Genomic DNA, 15,328 nt, shown 5'->3' with positions numbered 1-15,328 from the left:
GTCTTCCTCCCCGAGGGGAAGGAAGCGAAACCCTGCCCTCCCGCGCGGGGAGGGCAGGGGCCGCGATCACGCGGCCAGGTTGCGCAGCACGTACTGCAGGATGCCGCCGTTCAGGAAATACTCCAGCTCGTTGACGGTATCGATACGGCACAGCGTCTCGAACGTCTCGGTCGAGCCGTCCTTGCGGGTCAGCGTCACGGTTACCGTCTGACGCGGGCGCAGGCCAGCGACATTGTGGATCGTGAACGTCTCGTCGCCGGTCAGCTTCAGCGTCTCGCGCGTCACACCCTCGGCGAACTGGAGCGGCAGGACGCCCATGCCGACCAGGTTCGACCGGTGAATACGCTCGAAGCTTTCCGCGATCACTGCGCGCACGCCGAGCAGGTTGGTGCCCTTCGCTGCCCAGTCACGCGACGAGCCGGTGCCATATTCCTTGCCCGCAACCACGACCATCGGCGTGCCATCCGCCTTGTGGCGCATCGCAACGTCGTAGATCGGCATGATTTCGGCGCCATAGCGGCTCATGCCGCCTTCGATCCCCGGCACCATCTCGTTCTTGATGCGAATGTTGGCGAAGGTGCCGCGGACCATCACCTGGTCGTTGCCGCGACGCGAGCCATAGCTGTTGAAGTCGGTCTTCGACACCTGGCGCTCCATCAGCCACGCGCCCGCCGGGCTGTCAGCCTTGATCGAGCCGGCCGGGGAGATGTGATCGGTGGTGATCGAATCGCCCAGGATCGCCAGCGGCTTCGCATCGATGATGTCGGTTACCGGCGCCGGGGTCATTTCCATGCCCTCGAAATACGGCGGGTTGGCAATGTAGGTCGATGCGGCGGGCCAGCTGTAGGTGTCCGAAACGGTCACGTCGATCGCGCGCCACTTGGCATCGCCCTCATACACGTTGCCGTAGCGGGTACGGAACATGTCGTCGTCGATGTTGGCCGTCATCAGCTCCGACACTTCCTGGTTCGAAGGCCAGATGTCCTTGAGGTACACCGGGCCGTTCGTCCCTTCGCCGATCGGCGTCTGGTTCATGTCGGTGGTGACGGTGCCCTTCAGTGCATAGGCGACGACGAGCGGCGGCGAGGCGAGGAAGTTCGCGCGCGCGTCCGGCGACACCCGGCCCTCGAAGTTGCGGTTGCCCGACAGGACCGAGGCGACGACCAGGTCGTTCTCGTTGATCGCGCTGCTGATCGGCGCCGCGAGGGGCCCCGAGTTACCGATGCAGGTCATGCAACCATAGCCGGTGAGGTTGAACCCCATGGCGTCGAAATCGTCCTGCAGACCCGATTTCACGAGATAGTCGGTGACGACCTGCGAACCCGGCGACAGCGACGTCTTGACCCAGGGCTTCGGCTTCAGGCCCAGCGCGCGCGCCTTGCGAGCGACGAGGCCCGCGGCAACCAGCACCGACGGGTTCGACGTGTTGGTGCAGCTGGTGATCGCGGCGATCACGACGTCGCCGTCGCCGATGTCATGGCCGCGGTCGGCCACTTCGACGCGCTTCGGTTCGGCCTTGCTGTACACCTTGCTGAGGTCGGCGTTGAACACGTCGTCCACCTGGTCGAGCGCGACCTTGTCCTGCGGACGCTTCGGCCCGGCGAGCGAGGGCACGACCGAGCCCATGTCGAGCTCCAGCGTGTCGGTGAACACCGGGTCCGGCGTGTTGGCGTCGCGCCAGAAGCCGTTCGCCTTGGCATATGCTTCGACCAGCGCGATCGTCTCGGCCGGGCGGGCAGTCAGCTTCATGTAGTCGATCGTCTTGTTGTCGATCGGGAAGAAGCCGCAGGTCGCGCCATATTCCGGCGCCATGTTGGCGATCGTCGCACGGTCGGCCAGCGTCATCTGGTCGAGGCCCGGGCCGTAGAACTCCACGAAGCGGCCGACGACGCCCTTGGCGCGCAGCATCTGTGTGACGGTCAGCACCAGGTCGGTGGCAGTGATGCCCTCGCGCAGCGCGCCGGTCAGCTTGAAGCCGACGACTTCGGGGATTAGCATCGATACTGGCTGGCCGAGCATCGCGGCCTCTGCCTCGATGCCACCGACGCCCCAGCCCAGCACGCCCAGGCCGTTCACCATCGTGGTGTGGCTGTCGGTGCCGACGCAGGTGTCGGGATAGGCGATCATCGCGGATCCGCCGCTCTCGGTGGACGCCCAGACGGTCTGCGCGACATACTCCAGGTTCACCTGGTGGCAGATGCCGGTGCCCGGCGGGACGACCTTGAAGTTATCGAGCGCCTTGGAGCCCCACTTCAGGAACTCATAACGCTCGGAATTGCGCTGATACTCGAGGTCGACGTTGTCCTCGAATGCCTTGGGCGTGCCGAACTCGTCCACCATGACCGAGTGGTCGATGACGAGGTGGACGGGGACCTGCGGGTTGATCTTGGCTGCGTCACCGCCCAGCTTGGTGATCGCATCGCGCATCGCGGCAAGGTCGACGACGCACGGAACGCCGGTGAAATCCTGCATCAGCACGCGCGCGGGGCGATACTGGATCTCGCGGTCGGAGCGGCGCTCCTTCTGCCAGTCGACGACTGCCTGCACGTCCTCCGGCGTGACGGTCTTGCCGTCCTCGAAGCGCAGCATGTTCTCCAGCAGCACCTTCATCGAGAAGGGCAGGCGCGAAATGTCGCCGAACTTCTCGGCGGCAACCTCCAGCGCGTAATAATCATAGGACTTGCCGCCGGCTTGCAGCGTGCGGCGGGCCTTGAGCGTATCGTGGCCGATGGCGGTCATGTGGGTCCTTTCCCCATAAGTGCGGCCAGCCTCGGGCGCGGCGGGGAAGCAAGAAGCGCGGAGAGTCGCGCCTCTCGCGCGAGCGCGCCCGGGCGGGCGTGAGCGAGACGTCGCAGCGGGCGATAGCAGCGGTCAGTGGTGGGGGGAAGGTGTCAAGTCAGGCTGGCGCGGTTACTTCGCCCGGCGACCCTCGCATCGGGCGCCACGCCGTCTCGGCCCGTCGGCGCGACAGATACGTATCCAGCCCGATCTGCGCCCCGATCAGCATGAACAGGAACGACTGGAATGCGATTCCCACGAATGCCCCTCCCAGCAGGTAGATCAGCTGCGCGTTCTGCAACGCTCCCGCCAGGCTGCCGGCCCACGCAAAGTCGCCCTCGCGATAGCGCCGGCGCAACACCTCCATCCGCACCAGCCCGATGACGTTGATCAGCAGCCACAGCGCCAGCCCGGGATAACCCTGCTCGCCCAGCATCTCGAAATAGCTGGAATGATAGGCGCGGCTCTTGTCCACGGTCAGGTTGCGCTGAACGGTGCGATTCGCGCCTTCGCCCTCGACCGAGACGGTGTCGTAGCGGATCTGGTTCTGGCGATAGGCTTCGAACCCGCCACCGAACGGATGATCCTTCACATAGTCGATCGTCCACTTCCACACGGCGATGCGGGTGGAGGCGGATTCGTCCGCCTTATAGGTCTTGATGGTTCCCATCCGCTCGCTGAACGCGCTCGGCAGGAACGGGATGGCCGCCACCCCGACCAGCCCGAGCGCGGCGACGTAGAGCATCTTGCGCTTAACCTCGCGCAGCATCAGCACCGCCAGCAGGCCGATGCACAACAGGCCGGTACGCGCCGATGTGCCGACCGGGATCAGCAGGCAGGCAAAGGTCAGCGCACCGCAAAACAGCCAGACCCACCGGTCCGGCCGGAAGACGGTGCCATATTTGCCCAGCCACAGGATGATCGGGATCAGCGAGATCGATACGGCGGAGATGATCGAGCCTTCGTACAGGCCCGAATTGTTGCTCACCATCAGGTTCAATTCGCCGTAGCCGCCGCCCGATGCCAGCGTCTTGATCCCGCCGACGATGATGATCGACGCGGCCGACAGAACCACGAACAACAACAGCGACTCGATGCGTAGCCGGGTGCGCAGCGTCAGCGGCAGGAAGGCAGCAAAGGCCAGGTTCTTCCACACCCATTCCCATTTGCCTTGGGCATCGATCGGAAAATCGGCGCTGCGGGTGGTGATGCCGCAGTAGATCAGGAGGAGCAGGATCAGCGCCTGGCGCGGCGCGAACCGCGAATCCTTCTTGTCGTCCACCACCAGCCAGCCGAGTACTGCCAGCCCGGCCGCGATCATCGACACCGGCACGCTGTTGAGCAGATAATAGGTAATCCGCTGCGGTGAGACGATATCAATGTAGATATAGGTCAGCACGAAGATGAACGGGCGCTTGAACCCGCATGCGAACAACGCGACCAGAAAGCCGATGAAGGCGAGATCACGCACGTGGGCGGCGTCCCGGGCGGGTCTTGCTGGGCGCCGGGTCCTCCGAGTCGAGATCGTCGCGGCGCAGCAGCAGCCACGCCGTCAGCAGCAGCAGACCGTGGCTGATCGCAAGGGCGAAATTGTCGATCATGGCGCGGTGCTGGTCGATCCCGAGGGGCGCCGCCCATCGTGGCGGCACCGGATGGCGTTGGTTCTGCCTAGCGCGTGGCAGTTGACGTGCCGTTAAGCGCCGGCGTGGCAGGCCAGCCGTGATGCGTATCCTTCACGTCCTCGATCACGGCCTGCCGCTGCAGAGCGGTTATACATTCCGCACGCGCGCGATCGTCAAGGCACAGCTCGCCCGCGGATGGCAGGTGGCCGCCGTCACTGGCCCGCGGCATCATCATGATGCGCCGGCGACCGAGGTGGTCGATGGCATCACCTTCCACCGCACCAGCCCCTCGATGAAACTGCGCGCGCCCTTGTCGGAGATGGCCGAGATCGCCGCCTTCGGGCGACGGATCCTGGCGGTCGCGCGCGATTTCCGCCCCGACATCATCCACGCCCATTCACCTGTGCTGGATGCGCTGGCTGCGATGCGGGCGAGCCGACGGCTTCGCCTGCCGCTCGTCTATGAGATCCGCGCCTTCTGGGAGGATGCGGCGGTCGGCAACGGGACCGGCACCGAAGGATCGCTCCGCTACCGCGCCACGCGCGCGCTCGAAAGCTGGGCGGTCCGCCGCGCCGATGCGGTGGCGGTGATCTGCGAGGGGTTGAGGGACGATCTGCTCACCCGTGGTGTCGCGCCCGACAAGATCATGGTCTCACCCAACGGTGTCGACATGGCGCTGTTCGGCGATCCGCCGCCGCGCGACGATCTGCTGGCGCAGCAGCTCGGCCTAGATGGCGAGGTGATCGGCTTCATCGGCAGCTTCTACGATTATGAGGGGTTGGACGACCTCGTCTCGGCGATGCCCGACTTGGTCGCGCAGCGGCCCCGCGCGCAACTGCTGCTGGTGGGTGGCGGACCGATGGAGGCGGCGCTTCGCGCGCAGGTTGCCGCCTCGCCGGTGGCCGACCGGATCCACTTCGCCGGCCGCGTGCCGCATCAGGAGGTGGAGCGTTATTACAGCCTCGTCGACGTCCTCGCTTATCCGCGAAAGAAGATGCGGCTGACGGATCTCGTCACGCCGCTGAAGCCGCTGGAGGCGATGGCGCAGGGGCGGCTGGTCGCGGCATCCGATGTCGGCGGGCATCGCGAGCTGATCCGTGATGGCGAAACGGGCACGCTGTTCGCCGCCGACGATCCGGCCGCGATCGCCGATGCGCTGGCCAGCCTGCTCGCCGATCGGTCGATCTGGGACAATCGACGCGCCGCTGCGCGCGCCTTTGTCGAGCGGGAGCGTAACTGGTCCTCAAATATTTCCCGTTACGAACCGGTCTATCGGCGGCTGATTGATGCCGCGGGCAAGGGTGACACATGGTCGTAAAGCGCAACGGCACGGACGTGATACGGTATCTGGTCCCGGCAGCTTTGCTCGTCGCGGGCATCATCATCGCCGCATCGATCGCCGCCATGCCGCGCGCCAATTTCGATCTGCTGGTCTGGCGACTCGGTTTGCCCAGCCTCATCCCGGCCGCTGCCCCGCCAGTCGGCGCGACGGGTCGCACCTTGCTGGCGCTGATCGCGCTGTTTCCCTTCCTCGTTGCAGCCGCGCTCGCCTGGCGCCTGAGCGATGGAAAACCGATGATGCGGCTGCGCCGTCCGCTGTCCGGCCGCGTGCCGGCGTTGCGCCGCGCCGACGCTCATCCCGATCATCCGCCCCGCTGGCCGATTCGCGCCGACGAGGATCTGGGGCCGCCGCTGCCGGCGATCGACAGCCTGGTTCGTCGATCCTTGCTCGATGACGATCTGCCGCTGCCGGCTGATCTGGAGCAGACGCTCGCCGCCTTCGATCCGATCGCCATCCCCGATGTGCCGCGCGAACCCGCCCGCCCGGTAGCGCCGCTGGTGACGATCGTGGTGCCAGCCCGCAGCGAAGAAAGCGAAGCTGCCGACGAGGATTATTCGTTCGAAGTGCTGGACGAAACCTCGCCGGAAACCTTGCCCGACCCGGTTGAAGAGGCGGCTGTACCTGCTGAACTCCCGCCGATCCAAGGGGTCGTAGCGGAAGATATGCCGGTCGAGGATGCGCCAGTCGCACCCGCGGCCGAATTGTCGCCTTTCGCCGGCGATCTACCATCGGACGCGATCGATACGCCCGCCCCCGTCGACGCGACGCCAGAGCCAGAGCACGGCCAAACCGATCACGGCGGCAATCAGGAATCCGGCGATTCGATCGCAGCCCTGCTCGATCGGCTGGAACGCGGCGCGCAGCGACGCAAGGACACGCCGCCGCCCACCGATCCTGCTCCGCCGTCACCCCCGCCCTCGGGCAGCCTCGACGATACGCTGGTCATGCTGCGCCGGATGGCACGCGGCTGATTCGCCGCGCAGGCGCGCTGCTCAGGCGCGCTGCTCAGGCGCGCTCCACGGTAATCGCCTCGATTTGCGCGTGGCACTGGCCGTCCTGCTCGCTGGCCTCGGTCACCGACAGGCCGGCGAGCATGCAGCCGGGCAGCGTCACGTCCATGTCCGGCACACACGCCAGCCAGTCGCGCGCCGCGTCGCTCGCCAGTGTTGTCAGCGCCATCGCATACCGCTCGCCGGCAAAGGTCGCGCTGTACCAGGCAGCGGAGCCGAGCGGTTCGATCGCTACTGCCAGGCGGCGCTGCGCCGCCGATGCCAGCAAGGCGCGCTCGATCACCGCGCTAGGAGCGGGACCGCGCATCAGTTTGCCATTCCCGGGCGTGTGTCACCGTTGGGCTTTTCTCCCGGCGGCGGCGCGCGCAGCGCGGCTTCCACGCGCGCGCGCATCCGCGGGCCGGGGCTTCGACCGCGGCGCAGGTCATGCACCAGGCGCGGATCATTCACCGCCTGGCGACCGAAGGTGGAGGGCGAGATGCCGGTTCGGCGAAGGTAGCAGTCAATCTGGGTGAGGAGGGACATGGCAAGCTCCCGAGTCGCTGTGTTCCCTATCCGTTCTCGCAACTTTTCCAACTTGTCTAGGAAAAATCCTAGACTAATATGGATGGATGTCTGAGACGGTTGGAGAGACGCTGGAGCGGCTGGCGGCGGCACGCGGGATCAGCCTGTCGGAGCTGTCACGCCTGATCGGTCGTAACCTTGCCTATCTTCAGCAATTCGTCCGGCGCGGCACCCCGCGGCGGTTGGCGGAGGCCGACCGGCGCGTGCTCGCGCAATTCTTCGGCGTCGACGAAACGCTGCTCGGCGGCACCGCTGCTGCCGATCCGCCGCTGGTGTCGGTGCCCTATCTGACGGTGGCCGCCTCGGCCGGCAGCGGGCAGGCAGCGGGTGAGGAACGGGCGATTCGGCAGGAGGCGTTCGCCGCTCGGCTGCTGCGTGACGCGGGCATCTCGCCGCCCGCCGCCTCGATTATCGATGCGGTCGGCGATTCGATGACGCCGACGATCCTGCCGGGCGATCGCCTGCTGGTTGATCGCAGCGATCTTGCGCCGGCCAGTGACGGCATCTTCGTCGTTCGCCGGGAGGAGGAGCTACTGGTAAAGCGCGTCCGGTACGACGGCGCGGGACTGACGCTGCTCAGCGACAATCCGGATTACCCTCCGCTAACGTGCGCCAAGGGCGAAGCCACCGTGATCGGCCGCGTCCGCCTGCTGCTGCGCGAGCCTTGATTCGCTAGGCGGTCAGACGTCGGCCCCGGCCGCAGCCGCTTGCGTCAGCGACGGTCCTTCAACCACATCGCCACTGCGGCGGCGCTGCCAACGGCAAGCCCGACGAGAAAGCCGATCGACGGTTGCCCGACGATCAGCCCGATGACGGTGCCCGCCAGCAGCGAAACGGCAACCAGGAATCCGCCGGCATTGCCCGGGCGCTTGAGGGGATCGGCCATGCCGCGCGCCTTGCCACGCCGCACCGCGCGCTGCCAAGCGGCAAACCATTAACCCTCGCCATTCACGCGGTCTGAGGAGCTCGGGCGGTAGCCCCGTTCCGACATCTGCAACAGAGCGCACCCTTGCCACCATTGTACCTCGCCGATCGCCAGCTGGTCGCTGACGCCTCCTCGCTGCTCCACGTGTTCGGGGCGTTTGCCGCGGATGAGGCCGCGCTGCGCGCCGATCGCAGCCGATCGGTCGGCAACGTCATTCACTTCTGCCGCTGGCGCCAGATCGAGCGTCTGGTGCGGGTACTTGCGACCGATCAACCGCTGGGCACGCTGCACTGAGCCACACGGCGCATTGCCGCCCGCGAGCGGACGCCCTACGGCTGCATCAATGGACGGGCGTAGGGCGCTGATCGCTGGGGCAGGTCTGGTCGCGTCGATCGTCTCGGCGCCCGCTGGCGCGCAGCAATCCGCCAGCCCTGTTCCTGTGCCCGCGCCGGCCCCCGCGATCGATCCGGCCGCACCGCTCGCGGACATGCCCGACATCGGCGTCGCCTGGCCCGAACTCCCGCCCGAGGCACCCGCCGCGCAACAGGCAACGGCGGCGCAGATCGGTGAGACCCGATATGCCTGGCGGATCGACGGGCTGGACGATCTTGCCACGCCGCTGCTGCGCGACCGTTTCGCCTCGCTCTCGGTCCTCGAGCAGAACGATGGGGAGCCTGCCAACGCCGCGCAGCTCGATCGGCGCGCGCGGGAGGATTCGACGCTGCTGGTCACGCTGCTGCGCGCGCAGGGCTATTATGATGCTGAGGTCGAACCCCGGATCGATACCGTCGACGGCCGCCCGCTGGTCGTGCTTACCGCCACGCCGGGGACGATCTATCGGCTGAAGGACGTGACCATCGCCGGCGTGGCCGCGGCGGGGGAAAAGGCCGCCGCGCTGCGCGATGCCTTTGGCGTGAAGCCCGACGATCCGGTCGATGCCGATCGCATTACCACCGGCGAGGCGAAGCTGCGCGTCGAGGCAGGGGAACAGGGCTTCCCCTTCGCGAAAATCGGTGAGCCCGAGGTGACGATCGACCGTGAAGCGCGCACCGCGACGCTCGACATCAACGTCGATCCCGGCACCGCGCGCGTCTTCGGCCAGATCCGCGCCAATCCGAACAACCGCGTGTTCGACGCGGCGCATGTGCAGGAAATCGCCCGCTTCGAACCGGGCAAGCCTTATTACGCCCCGGCGCTCGACGATCTGCGTCGCGCGCTGGTGCAGACCGGGCTGGTGTCGGTGGCGGATGTAACGCCGGTGCCCGGCACAACGCCGGAAACGGTCGATATCGACGTTCGCCTCGAACCTGCCCCGCCGCGCACCATCGCAGGCGAAATCGGCTATGGCACCGGCGAGGGCGCGCGTGTCGAGGCGAGCTGGACTCACCGCAATCTGTTCCCACCCGAAGGCGCGCTGACGCTGCGCAGCGTCTTGGGTACGCGCGAGCAGCTGGGCGCGGTTACCTTCCGCCGCAACAATTTCGAAGGGCGCGATCGCGTGCTGACCGCGCAGATCAGCGCCGCGCACACCAATCGCGAGGCCTATGAGGCCAATACCTTCTCGCTGTCGGGCAGCCTCGAGCGGCAAACCAACATCTTCTTTCAGAAGACATGGACGTGGTCGCTCGGCGCCGAACTGGTGGCGTCTGACGAACGCGACGTGATTATAACCACGGGGGAGCCGCGCCGCCGCACCTTCTTCATCGCCGCCGCGCCGACCAGCCTCACCTATGATGGCTCGGACGATCTGCTGAACCCTACGCGTGGTTTCCGCCTCGGCGGGCGGTTCAGCCCGGAGGTGTCGCTTCAGGGATCGGCGTTCGGCTATGCCCGCACGCAGGTCGATGCCAGCGCCTATAAATCGATCAGCGACGGCGTCGTTCTGGCTGGGCGCCTACGCCTTGGCACGATCGCCGGTGCCCCGCTCGATGCAATCGCCCCGTCGCGGCGCTTCTACGCCGGCGGCGGCGCCTCGGTGCGCGGCTATGGCTATCAGTTGATCGGCCCGCGGGATCCCAACAACGATCCGATCGGCGGGCGCAGCCTGGCCGAATTCGCGATCGAGGGTCGGATCAAGGCGTTCGGCGATTTCGGCATCGTGCCGTTCTTCGATGGCGGTAACATCTACACTTCGTCGCTGCCCGACTTCTCGGGCCTTCGCTACGGCGCCGGCGTCGGTGTTCGTTACTATAGCAACTTCGGCCCGATCCGCGTCGACGTCGGCACGCCGCTCAATCCTCAGCCGGGCGATTCGCGCGTCGCGGTCTACGTCTCGCTCGGGCAGGCATTCTGATGCGGCTGTGGCGCTGGCTGCTGGGCGGGATCGCGCTCCTCGCCACCATCATCCTCGCCAGCCTGTGGATCGTTGATACCGACATCGGTCATCGCTGGGTGGCGCAGCGGATCAACGCGGCGCGCCCTGCCAATGGGCTGCGGATCACCGTCGGGCGGATCGACGGGTCGCTCTATGGCGCGGCGGTGCTGCGGGACGTCCGGGTTCATGATCCCGAGGGGCTGGTATTCGCCGCCCCGCGCGCAAACCTCGATTGGCGGCCGTTTGCCTGGCTCTCCAACCGGCTGGAGATCCGCTCGCTCGATGTGCCAGTGGGTATGTTGGCGAAGCTGCCGCGTCTGCGGCCTACCGGCCGGCAGGGGCCGATCCTGCCCGATTTCGACATTCTGATCGGCCGATTGTCGCTGGACCGGCTCGTGGTCGCGCCGCAGGTGACCGGCGCGCTTCGCTACGGCCGTGTCGCGGGCCGCGCCGCGATCACCAACGGCAACGCGCTCGTTTCCCTCGACGCGCTGGTGGAGGGGAGCGACCAGCTTCGCGTCCGCATAGATGCGGCGCCGGATCGCAACCGCTTCGACCTCGACGTGCGCGCCCGCGGCAGCGCCAATGGCGTTCTCGCGCGGCTTTCCGGCCTTCGCCGCCCGCTCGCGCTGGAGATCGGCGGCGACGGCCGCTGGGCGAATTGGCAGGGGCGCGCCGTGGCCCGCGCGGGTGACGCGCGGGTTGTCGATCTCGCGCTCGGCAATCGCGCCGGCAACTACACGCTCGGCGGCACGCTGGCGCTCGGCAGCATCACCAAGGGGAAGGTGCAGCGTCTCTCTGCGCCGCGCGTGCGGCTCGACGGGGCCGGCACCTTCGTCAACCGCCGGCTTGAAGGCCAGCTGTCCGCGCGCTCCGCCGCGCTGGCGATCGAGGCAACCGGAATTGCTGATCTCGGCGAAAGTGCCTGGCGCAACCTGCGCCTGAGCGCACGGCTGCTTCGTCCCGCTGCTCTCTTCCCCAACATGAGCGGCCGGAATGTGGAGTTGCGCGCGGTACTCGACGGCCGCTTTGCGACTGCGCGCTTCGATTATCGGGTTACCGCGCCGCGCATCGCCTTCGACAATACCGGCTTCGAACAGGCGCGGCTGTCGGGCAAGGGGCGGTTGTCCGCCGCGCCTATCGCCGTGCCGGTCCGCTTCACGGCAGCGCGCGTTACCGGTGTCGGCGATGTCGCTGGGGGCATCCTGCGCAACCTGTCGGTCGATGGCGTGCTGCGCCTCACCTCGACGACGCTGACTGGCGATGATCTGCGGCTGCGGTCGGACAAGCTTACCGGGCGGATCAGCTTGCTGCTCGATCTGCGCACCGGCGTCTACCAGGTCGGCCTGAACGGCGCGCTTGGCCGCTACCTGATCCCCGGGCTCGGGGTGGTTGATGTCACGTCGCGGCTTCGCGTGGTGCCTGGTCCCGGCGGCCGCGGAACGCGCGTGATCGGCAACGGCGTGGCGCAGATGGTGCGGCTCGACAATGGCTTTTTCCGTAGCCTCGCGGGCGGATTGCCGCGCATCGTGACCGGGCTGGAGCGGACACCCGACGGCATTCTCCACTTCCGCAATCTGGTGCTCACCGGTCCGTCGATCCGTTTGGTCGGTAACGGTTATCGCCGCCGCAATGGCACCTTTGTTTTCACCGGTGCCGGCCAGCAGGCCCAATATGGACCGGTGACGCTGAAGCTGGACGGCCGGATCGAACGCCCGACGCTCGATCTCGTCTTCCGTCGTCCCAATGCAGCGCTGGGGCTGCAGGATGTGCGGCTTCATCTCGATCCTAGTGCGCAGGGCTTCGCCTTCACCGCGGCCGGACAGTCGCGGCTCGGCCCGTTCGAGGGAAGCGGCGACATCCTGCTGCCACGCGGCACCGACGCGCAGATCGCGGTCGCACGGCTCGATGTCAGCGGGACTAGCGCCGCGGGCACCGTGACCATCGTTGATGATGGCTTCGACGGCCGGCTGGCGGTCAGCGGCGGTGGGATCGATGGGGAGGTCGTGCTCCGCCCGGTCAATGCCGTTCAGCGGATCGAGACGCGGCTGGCGCTACGCAATGCGCAGCTTGTCGGCGGCGCAACGCTGCGTCAGGGCAGGGTCGATCTGGCGGTAATGCTCGATCCCGCCGGCACCACGCTGGAAGGGACGTTCAACGGCACTGGCCTTCGCCGCGGTCCGCTCAGTCTCGCACGTTTTGCCGCGAATGCGACGCTGCGCGACGGCCTGGGACAGGTCCGCCTGTCGATCGCCGGCTCGCGCGGTCGCTCGTTCGATCTGCAAAGCATGATCGATGTGGCGCCTGACAATTACCGGATCGTCGCACAGGGCACGGTGGATCGCCGACCGCTACGGCTCGATACGCCCGCGGTGGTCACACGCGATGGCGACGGGTGGCGGCTGGCGCCGGCCACGATCAAGTTCGCCGGCGGTACGGCGACGATCGGCGGGCGAGTGACCGACGACAGCAACATGGTCGACGCTACCCTGTCGCAAATGCCGCTCGCCGTGCTCGACATCGTGTCCCCGGGCCTTGGGCTCGGCGGCAGCGCCACGGGCAAGATCAGCTACGCCAGCACCATCGGCAGCGCGCCGACCGGCCGCATTGACATGACGGTGCGTGGCCTCACGCGGTCGGGGCTGTTGGTGTCCTCCAATCCGATCGACATGGCAGTGGCCGGTGTCCTGACCGCGGATCGCGCCGGCGTGCGCGCGGTGGTCGGCAGCGGCGGGCGGACGATCGGCCGCGCCCAGGCGCTGTTGCGGCTCGGGCAGGGGGATATCGCGACGCGCTTCGCCAACGCCGGAGTATTCGGGCAATTACGCTACGAAGGGCCGGCCGACACCTTGTGGCGGCTGACGCGCGTGGAGCTGTTCGATCTGTCCGGCCCGGTCGCGATCGCCGCCGACGTCACCGGCACCCTCGCCGATCCGGCGATCCGTGGTTCCGTCCAGGCGAAGGGCGCGCGCATCGAAAGCGCGACGACCGGTACCGTCTTGACCGATGTGCAGGCGGGTGGCCGCTTCGCCGGCTCGTTGCTGTCGATCGACCAATTCACCGCCAACGCTGGGCGTGAGGGCAAGGTGACGGGCACTGGCCGGTTCGACTTTGCCGGACGCGGCGGCATCGGCCTTGATCTGACGCTGAATGCCGACCGCGCGGTGATGATCAACCGCGACGATATCGGCGCTACCGTTACCGGGCCGCTGCGCTTCCAGTCGACCGGCCGCGGCGGCACCATTTCCGGCGCGGTGAAGCTGGATCGCAGCCGCTATCGCCTCGGTCAGGCGACCGCCGCCAGTGCCGTTCCCCGCCTCAAGATCCGCGAGATCAACGAGACCGGCGGCGGCGCGGACGCCAGCGCACCGCCCGCGCCGTGGCGGCTCGATATCAAGGCGCGCGCCGCCGATCAGCTGTTCGTCACCGGGCTGGGCCTCACCAGCGAATGGTCGGCTGATCTCGCGATCGGCGGCGCGCCCGACAATCCGGCGATCACCGGCCGGGCCGATCTGGTGCGCGGCGATTATGAATTCGCCGGGCGGGAGTTTGAGCTTGCCCGCGGCGTGATCCGCTTCGCCGGTGAGGTGCCCGCCAACCCTGCGCTCGACATCGAGGCGGATGCCAACACGACGGGGCTCAACGCTTCCATTCGCGTCACTGGCGTCGCGCTGAAACCCGAAATCACTTTCAGCAGCACGCCCGCTCTCCCGCAGGATGAACTGCTCTCGCGCCTGCTGTTCGGCACCTCGATTACCAACCTGTCCGCCCCGGAGGCGCTTCAACTCGCCGCCGCGGTCGCCGCGCTGCGCGACGGCGATGGCGGGCTCAACCCGATCAACGCGGTGCGCCGCGCGGCCGGGCTCGATCGCCTGCGCATCCTCCCCGCCGATCCGCAGACGGGGCAAAGCACCTCGATCGCTGCCGGCAAGTACGTCACGCGCCGGCTCTATGCGGAAATCGTCACCGACGGTCAGGGCTATTCCGCCACCCGCGTCGAATATCAGGTCACCCGCTGGCTATCCCTGCTTTCCAGTATTTCCACGCTGGGTCGGCAAAGTGCGAACGTGCGCATCTCGCGCGATTACTGATCCATGATTGGCGATGCAGCACGTCGTTGCGTCGGCCAAAGTCCTGTGCAAGCTTCACCGAAGCAACAGCACGGGTGAGCGGGGCGAAATGACTGGCCGGACAGCACTTCTTTTCGGCCTTTTGGGGCTTTTCACCGCCTGTGCGGAGCAGGGTGAGGGGCCGGTTCTTTCCGCCGGCGACCGTTATGTTGAACCAGCGGCGCTCATGGCCGATTATCGCCTTGGCGCCGGGGATAAGGTGAGGGTCAGCGTTTACAACGAACCGTCGCTCAGCGGCGAATATTGGATCAATCCCGATGGTACATTATCGTTGCCGCTGATCGGCAGCGTCCCGGCGCGGGACAAGCCAGTGGCCGATGTCGCGGCGGAAACGCGCGCCCGGCTCGCCGACGGCTATTTGCGCGAGCCCGTCGTCGCGATGGAAGTGGTGGCGTTCCGGCCCTTCTACATCCTCGGCGAAGTCGCGGCGCCCGGCCAATATCCCTACGCCAGCGGCATGAGCGCGATGAAGGCGGTGGCTCTGGCGCGCGGCTTCACCCCGCGCGCCAACCGCGCCGTCGTGCGGATCCGCGGGGATGGCGCAGCGTCAGAGGCCAATTATCGCCTGACGCCCGAGTTGATCGTGCGGCCCGGTGACACGATCCGCATCGGGGAACGCTTCTTCTGAGCGCTGTTCCATAAA

Annotated in this window: 13 protein-coding genes; 7 read left to right on the top strand and 6 right to left on the bottom strand. The window is 67.3% G+C overall.

All coding sequences use genetic code 11. The annotated features are described in order from the left end of the window. Nucleotides 1–66: 66 nt before the first annotated feature. The 3 genes from acnA to K0S66_RS10080 all read right to left on the bottom strand — a co-directional run bounded on the left by acnA (nucleotide 67) and on the right by K0S66_RS10080 (nucleotide 4,379). Nucleotides 67–2,739 carry an aconitate hydratase AcnA gene (gene acnA, locus K0S66_RS10090; protein ID WP_301075237.1) on the bottom strand — a complete coding sequence of 891 codons (2,673 nt, stop codon included), beginning with the start codon at nucleotides 2,737–2,739 and terminating at the stop codon, nucleotides 67–69. A gap of 157 nt (nucleotides 2,740–2,896) precedes the next feature. Next, a complete protein-coding gene (locus K0S66_RS10085; protein WP_301075236.1) occupies nucleotides 2,897–4,249 on the bottom strand; it encodes a putative O-glycosylation ligase, exosortase A system-associated in 1,353 nt (450 codons plus the stop codon). After that, nucleotides 4,242–4,379 carry a hypothetical protein gene (locus K0S66_RS10080; RefSeq protein WP_301075235.1) on the bottom strand — a complete coding sequence of 46 codons (138 nt, stop codon included), beginning with the start codon at nucleotides 4,377–4,379 and terminating at the stop codon, nucleotides 4,242–4,244. Before K0S66_RS10080 ends, K0S66_RS10085 begins: the two co-directional genes overlap by 8 nt. Nucleotides 4,380–4,500: 121 nt before the next feature. On the opposite strand from K0S66_RS10080, the gene K0S66_RS10075 reads away from it, so the two are divergent. Beyond that, nucleotides 4,501–5,718, top strand: a complete 1,218-nt coding sequence (locus tag K0S66_RS10075) for a TIGR04063 family PEP-CTERM/XrtA system glycosyltransferase (RefSeq protein WP_301075233.1) — start codon at nucleotides 4,501–4,503, stop codon at nucleotides 5,716–5,718. After that, on the top strand, nucleotides 5,709–6,713 hold the full coding sequence (locus tag K0S66_RS10070) for a hypothetical protein (RefSeq protein WP_301075232.1): 1,005 nt from the start codon (nucleotides 5,709–5,711) through the stop codon (nucleotides 6,711–6,713). The genes K0S66_RS10075 and K0S66_RS10070 overlap by 10 nt, the downstream gene beginning before the upstream one ends. 34 nt (nucleotides 6,714–6,747) lie before the next feature. Here the strand turns inward: K0S66_RS10070 and K0S66_RS10065 are convergent, their stop codons facing one another. Continuing rightward, on the bottom strand, nucleotides 6,748–7,059 hold the full coding sequence (locus K0S66_RS10065) for a hypothetical protein (protein ID WP_301075231.1): 312 nt from the start codon (nucleotides 7,057–7,059) through the stop codon (nucleotides 6,748–6,750). Beyond that, complete coding sequence (locus tag K0S66_RS10060; protein WP_301075230.1) at nucleotides 7,059–7,277, bottom strand: hypothetical protein; 219 nt, start codon at nucleotides 7,275–7,277, stop codon at nucleotides 7,059–7,061. The genes K0S66_RS10065 and K0S66_RS10060 overlap by 1 nt, the downstream gene beginning before the upstream one ends. 86 nt (nucleotides 7,278–7,363) lie before the next feature. Here K0S66_RS10060 and K0S66_RS10055 point away from each other — a divergent pair, with 86 nt between their 5' ends. Beyond that, nucleotides 7,364–7,984, top strand: coding sequence for a S24 family peptidase (locus K0S66_RS10055; RefSeq protein ID WP_301075229.1), 621 nt, complete (start codon nucleotides 7,364–7,366; stop codon nucleotides 7,982–7,984). Nucleotides 7,985–8,028: 44 nt separating this feature from the next. Here the strand turns inward: K0S66_RS10055 and K0S66_RS10050 are convergent, their stop codons facing one another. Then, nucleotides 8,029–8,202, bottom strand: coding sequence for a hypothetical protein (locus K0S66_RS10050; protein WP_301075228.1), 174 nt, complete (start codon nucleotides 8,200–8,202; stop codon nucleotides 8,029–8,031). Nucleotides 8,203–8,325: 123 nt separating this feature from the next. Between K0S66_RS10050 and K0S66_RS10045 the strand changes: the two genes are divergently transcribed. The 4 genes from K0S66_RS10045 (at nucleotide 8,326) to K0S66_RS10030 (ending at nucleotide 15,313) form a co-directional block, all read left to right on the top strand. Beyond that, nucleotides 8,326–8,535 (top strand): hypothetical protein, encoded by a 210-nt coding sequence (locus K0S66_RS10045; protein WP_301075227.1) that lies wholly within the window; start codon nucleotides 8,326–8,328, stop codon nucleotides 8,533–8,535. Nucleotides 8,536–8,584: 49 nt separating this feature from the next. After that, nucleotides 8,585–10,534, top strand: a complete 1,950-nt coding sequence (locus K0S66_RS10040; RefSeq protein WP_301075226.1) for an autotransporter assembly complex family protein — start codon at nucleotides 8,585–8,587, stop codon at nucleotides 10,532–10,534. Then, nucleotides 10,534–14,646 (top strand): translocation/assembly module TamB domain-containing protein, encoded by a 4,113-nt coding sequence (locus K0S66_RS10035; protein WP_301075225.1) that lies wholly within the window; start codon nucleotides 10,534–10,536, stop codon nucleotides 14,644–14,646. The genes K0S66_RS10040 and K0S66_RS10035 overlap by 1 nt, the downstream gene beginning before the upstream one ends. Before the next feature lie 88 nt (nucleotides 14,647–14,734). After that, nucleotides 14,735–15,313 carry a polysaccharide biosynthesis/export family protein gene (locus K0S66_RS10030; protein ID WP_301075224.1) on the top strand — a complete coding sequence of 193 codons (579 nt, stop codon included), beginning with the start codon at nucleotides 14,735–14,737 and terminating at the stop codon, nucleotides 15,311–15,313. The last annotated feature ends 15 nt before the right edge of the window (nucleotides 15,314–15,328 follow it).

Origin of the sequence: Sphingomonas sp., from assembly GCF_029239295.1 — a bacterium.
Taxonomy (GTDB): domain Bacteria; phylum Pseudomonadota; class Alphaproteobacteria; order Sphingomonadales; family Sphingomonadaceae; genus Sphingomonas.
Note: the sequence above shows the minus strand (reverse complement) of the source record. Positions and strands in the feature narration are given on the sequence as shown.

Bases quoted from the DNA above. Each gene is read 5' to 3' on its own strand.
- K0S66_RS10065 (WP_301075231.1), bottom strand. From the start codon at position 7,059: ATGCGCGGTCCCGCTCCTAGCGCGGTGATCGAGCGCGCCTTGCTGGCA.
- K0S66_RS10070 (WP_301075232.1), top strand. From the start codon at position 5,709: ATGGTCGTAAAGCGCAACGGCACGGACGTGATACGGTATCTGGTCCCG.
- K0S66_RS10055 (WP_301075229.1), top strand. From the start codon at position 7,364: ATGTCTGAGACGGTTGGAGAGACGCTGGAGCGGCTGGCGGCGGCACGC.
- K0S66_RS10035 (WP_301075225.1), top strand. From the start codon at position 10,534: ATGCGGCTGTGGCGCTGGCTGCTGGGCGGGATCGCGCTCCTCGCCACC.
- K0S66_RS10040 (WP_301075226.1), top strand. From the start codon at position 8,585: ATGGACGGGCGTAGGGCGCTGATCGCTGGGGCAGGTCTGGTCGCGTCG.
- K0S66_RS10030 (WP_301075224.1), top strand. From the start codon at position 14,735: ATGACTGGCCGGACAGCACTTCTTTTCGGCCTTTTGGGGCTTTTCACC.
- K0S66_RS10075 (WP_301075233.1), top strand. From the start codon at position 4,501: ATGCGTATCCTTCACGTCCTCGATCACGGCCTGCCGCTGCAGAGCGGT.
- K0S66_RS10050 (WP_301075228.1), bottom strand. From the start codon at position 8,202: ATGGCCGATCCCCTCAAGCGCCCGGGCAATGCCGGCGGATTCCTGGTT.
- acnA (WP_301075237.1), bottom strand. From the start codon at position 2,739: ATGACCGCCATCGGCCACGATACGCTCAAGGCCCGCCGCACGCTGCAA.
- K0S66_RS10060 (WP_301075230.1), bottom strand. From the start codon at position 7,277: ATGTCCCTCCTCACCCAGATTGACTGCTACCTTCGCCGAACCGGCATC.
- K0S66_RS10080 (WP_301075235.1), bottom strand. From the start codon at position 4,379: ATGATCGACAATTTCGCCCTTGCGATCAGCCACGGTCTGCTGCTGCTG.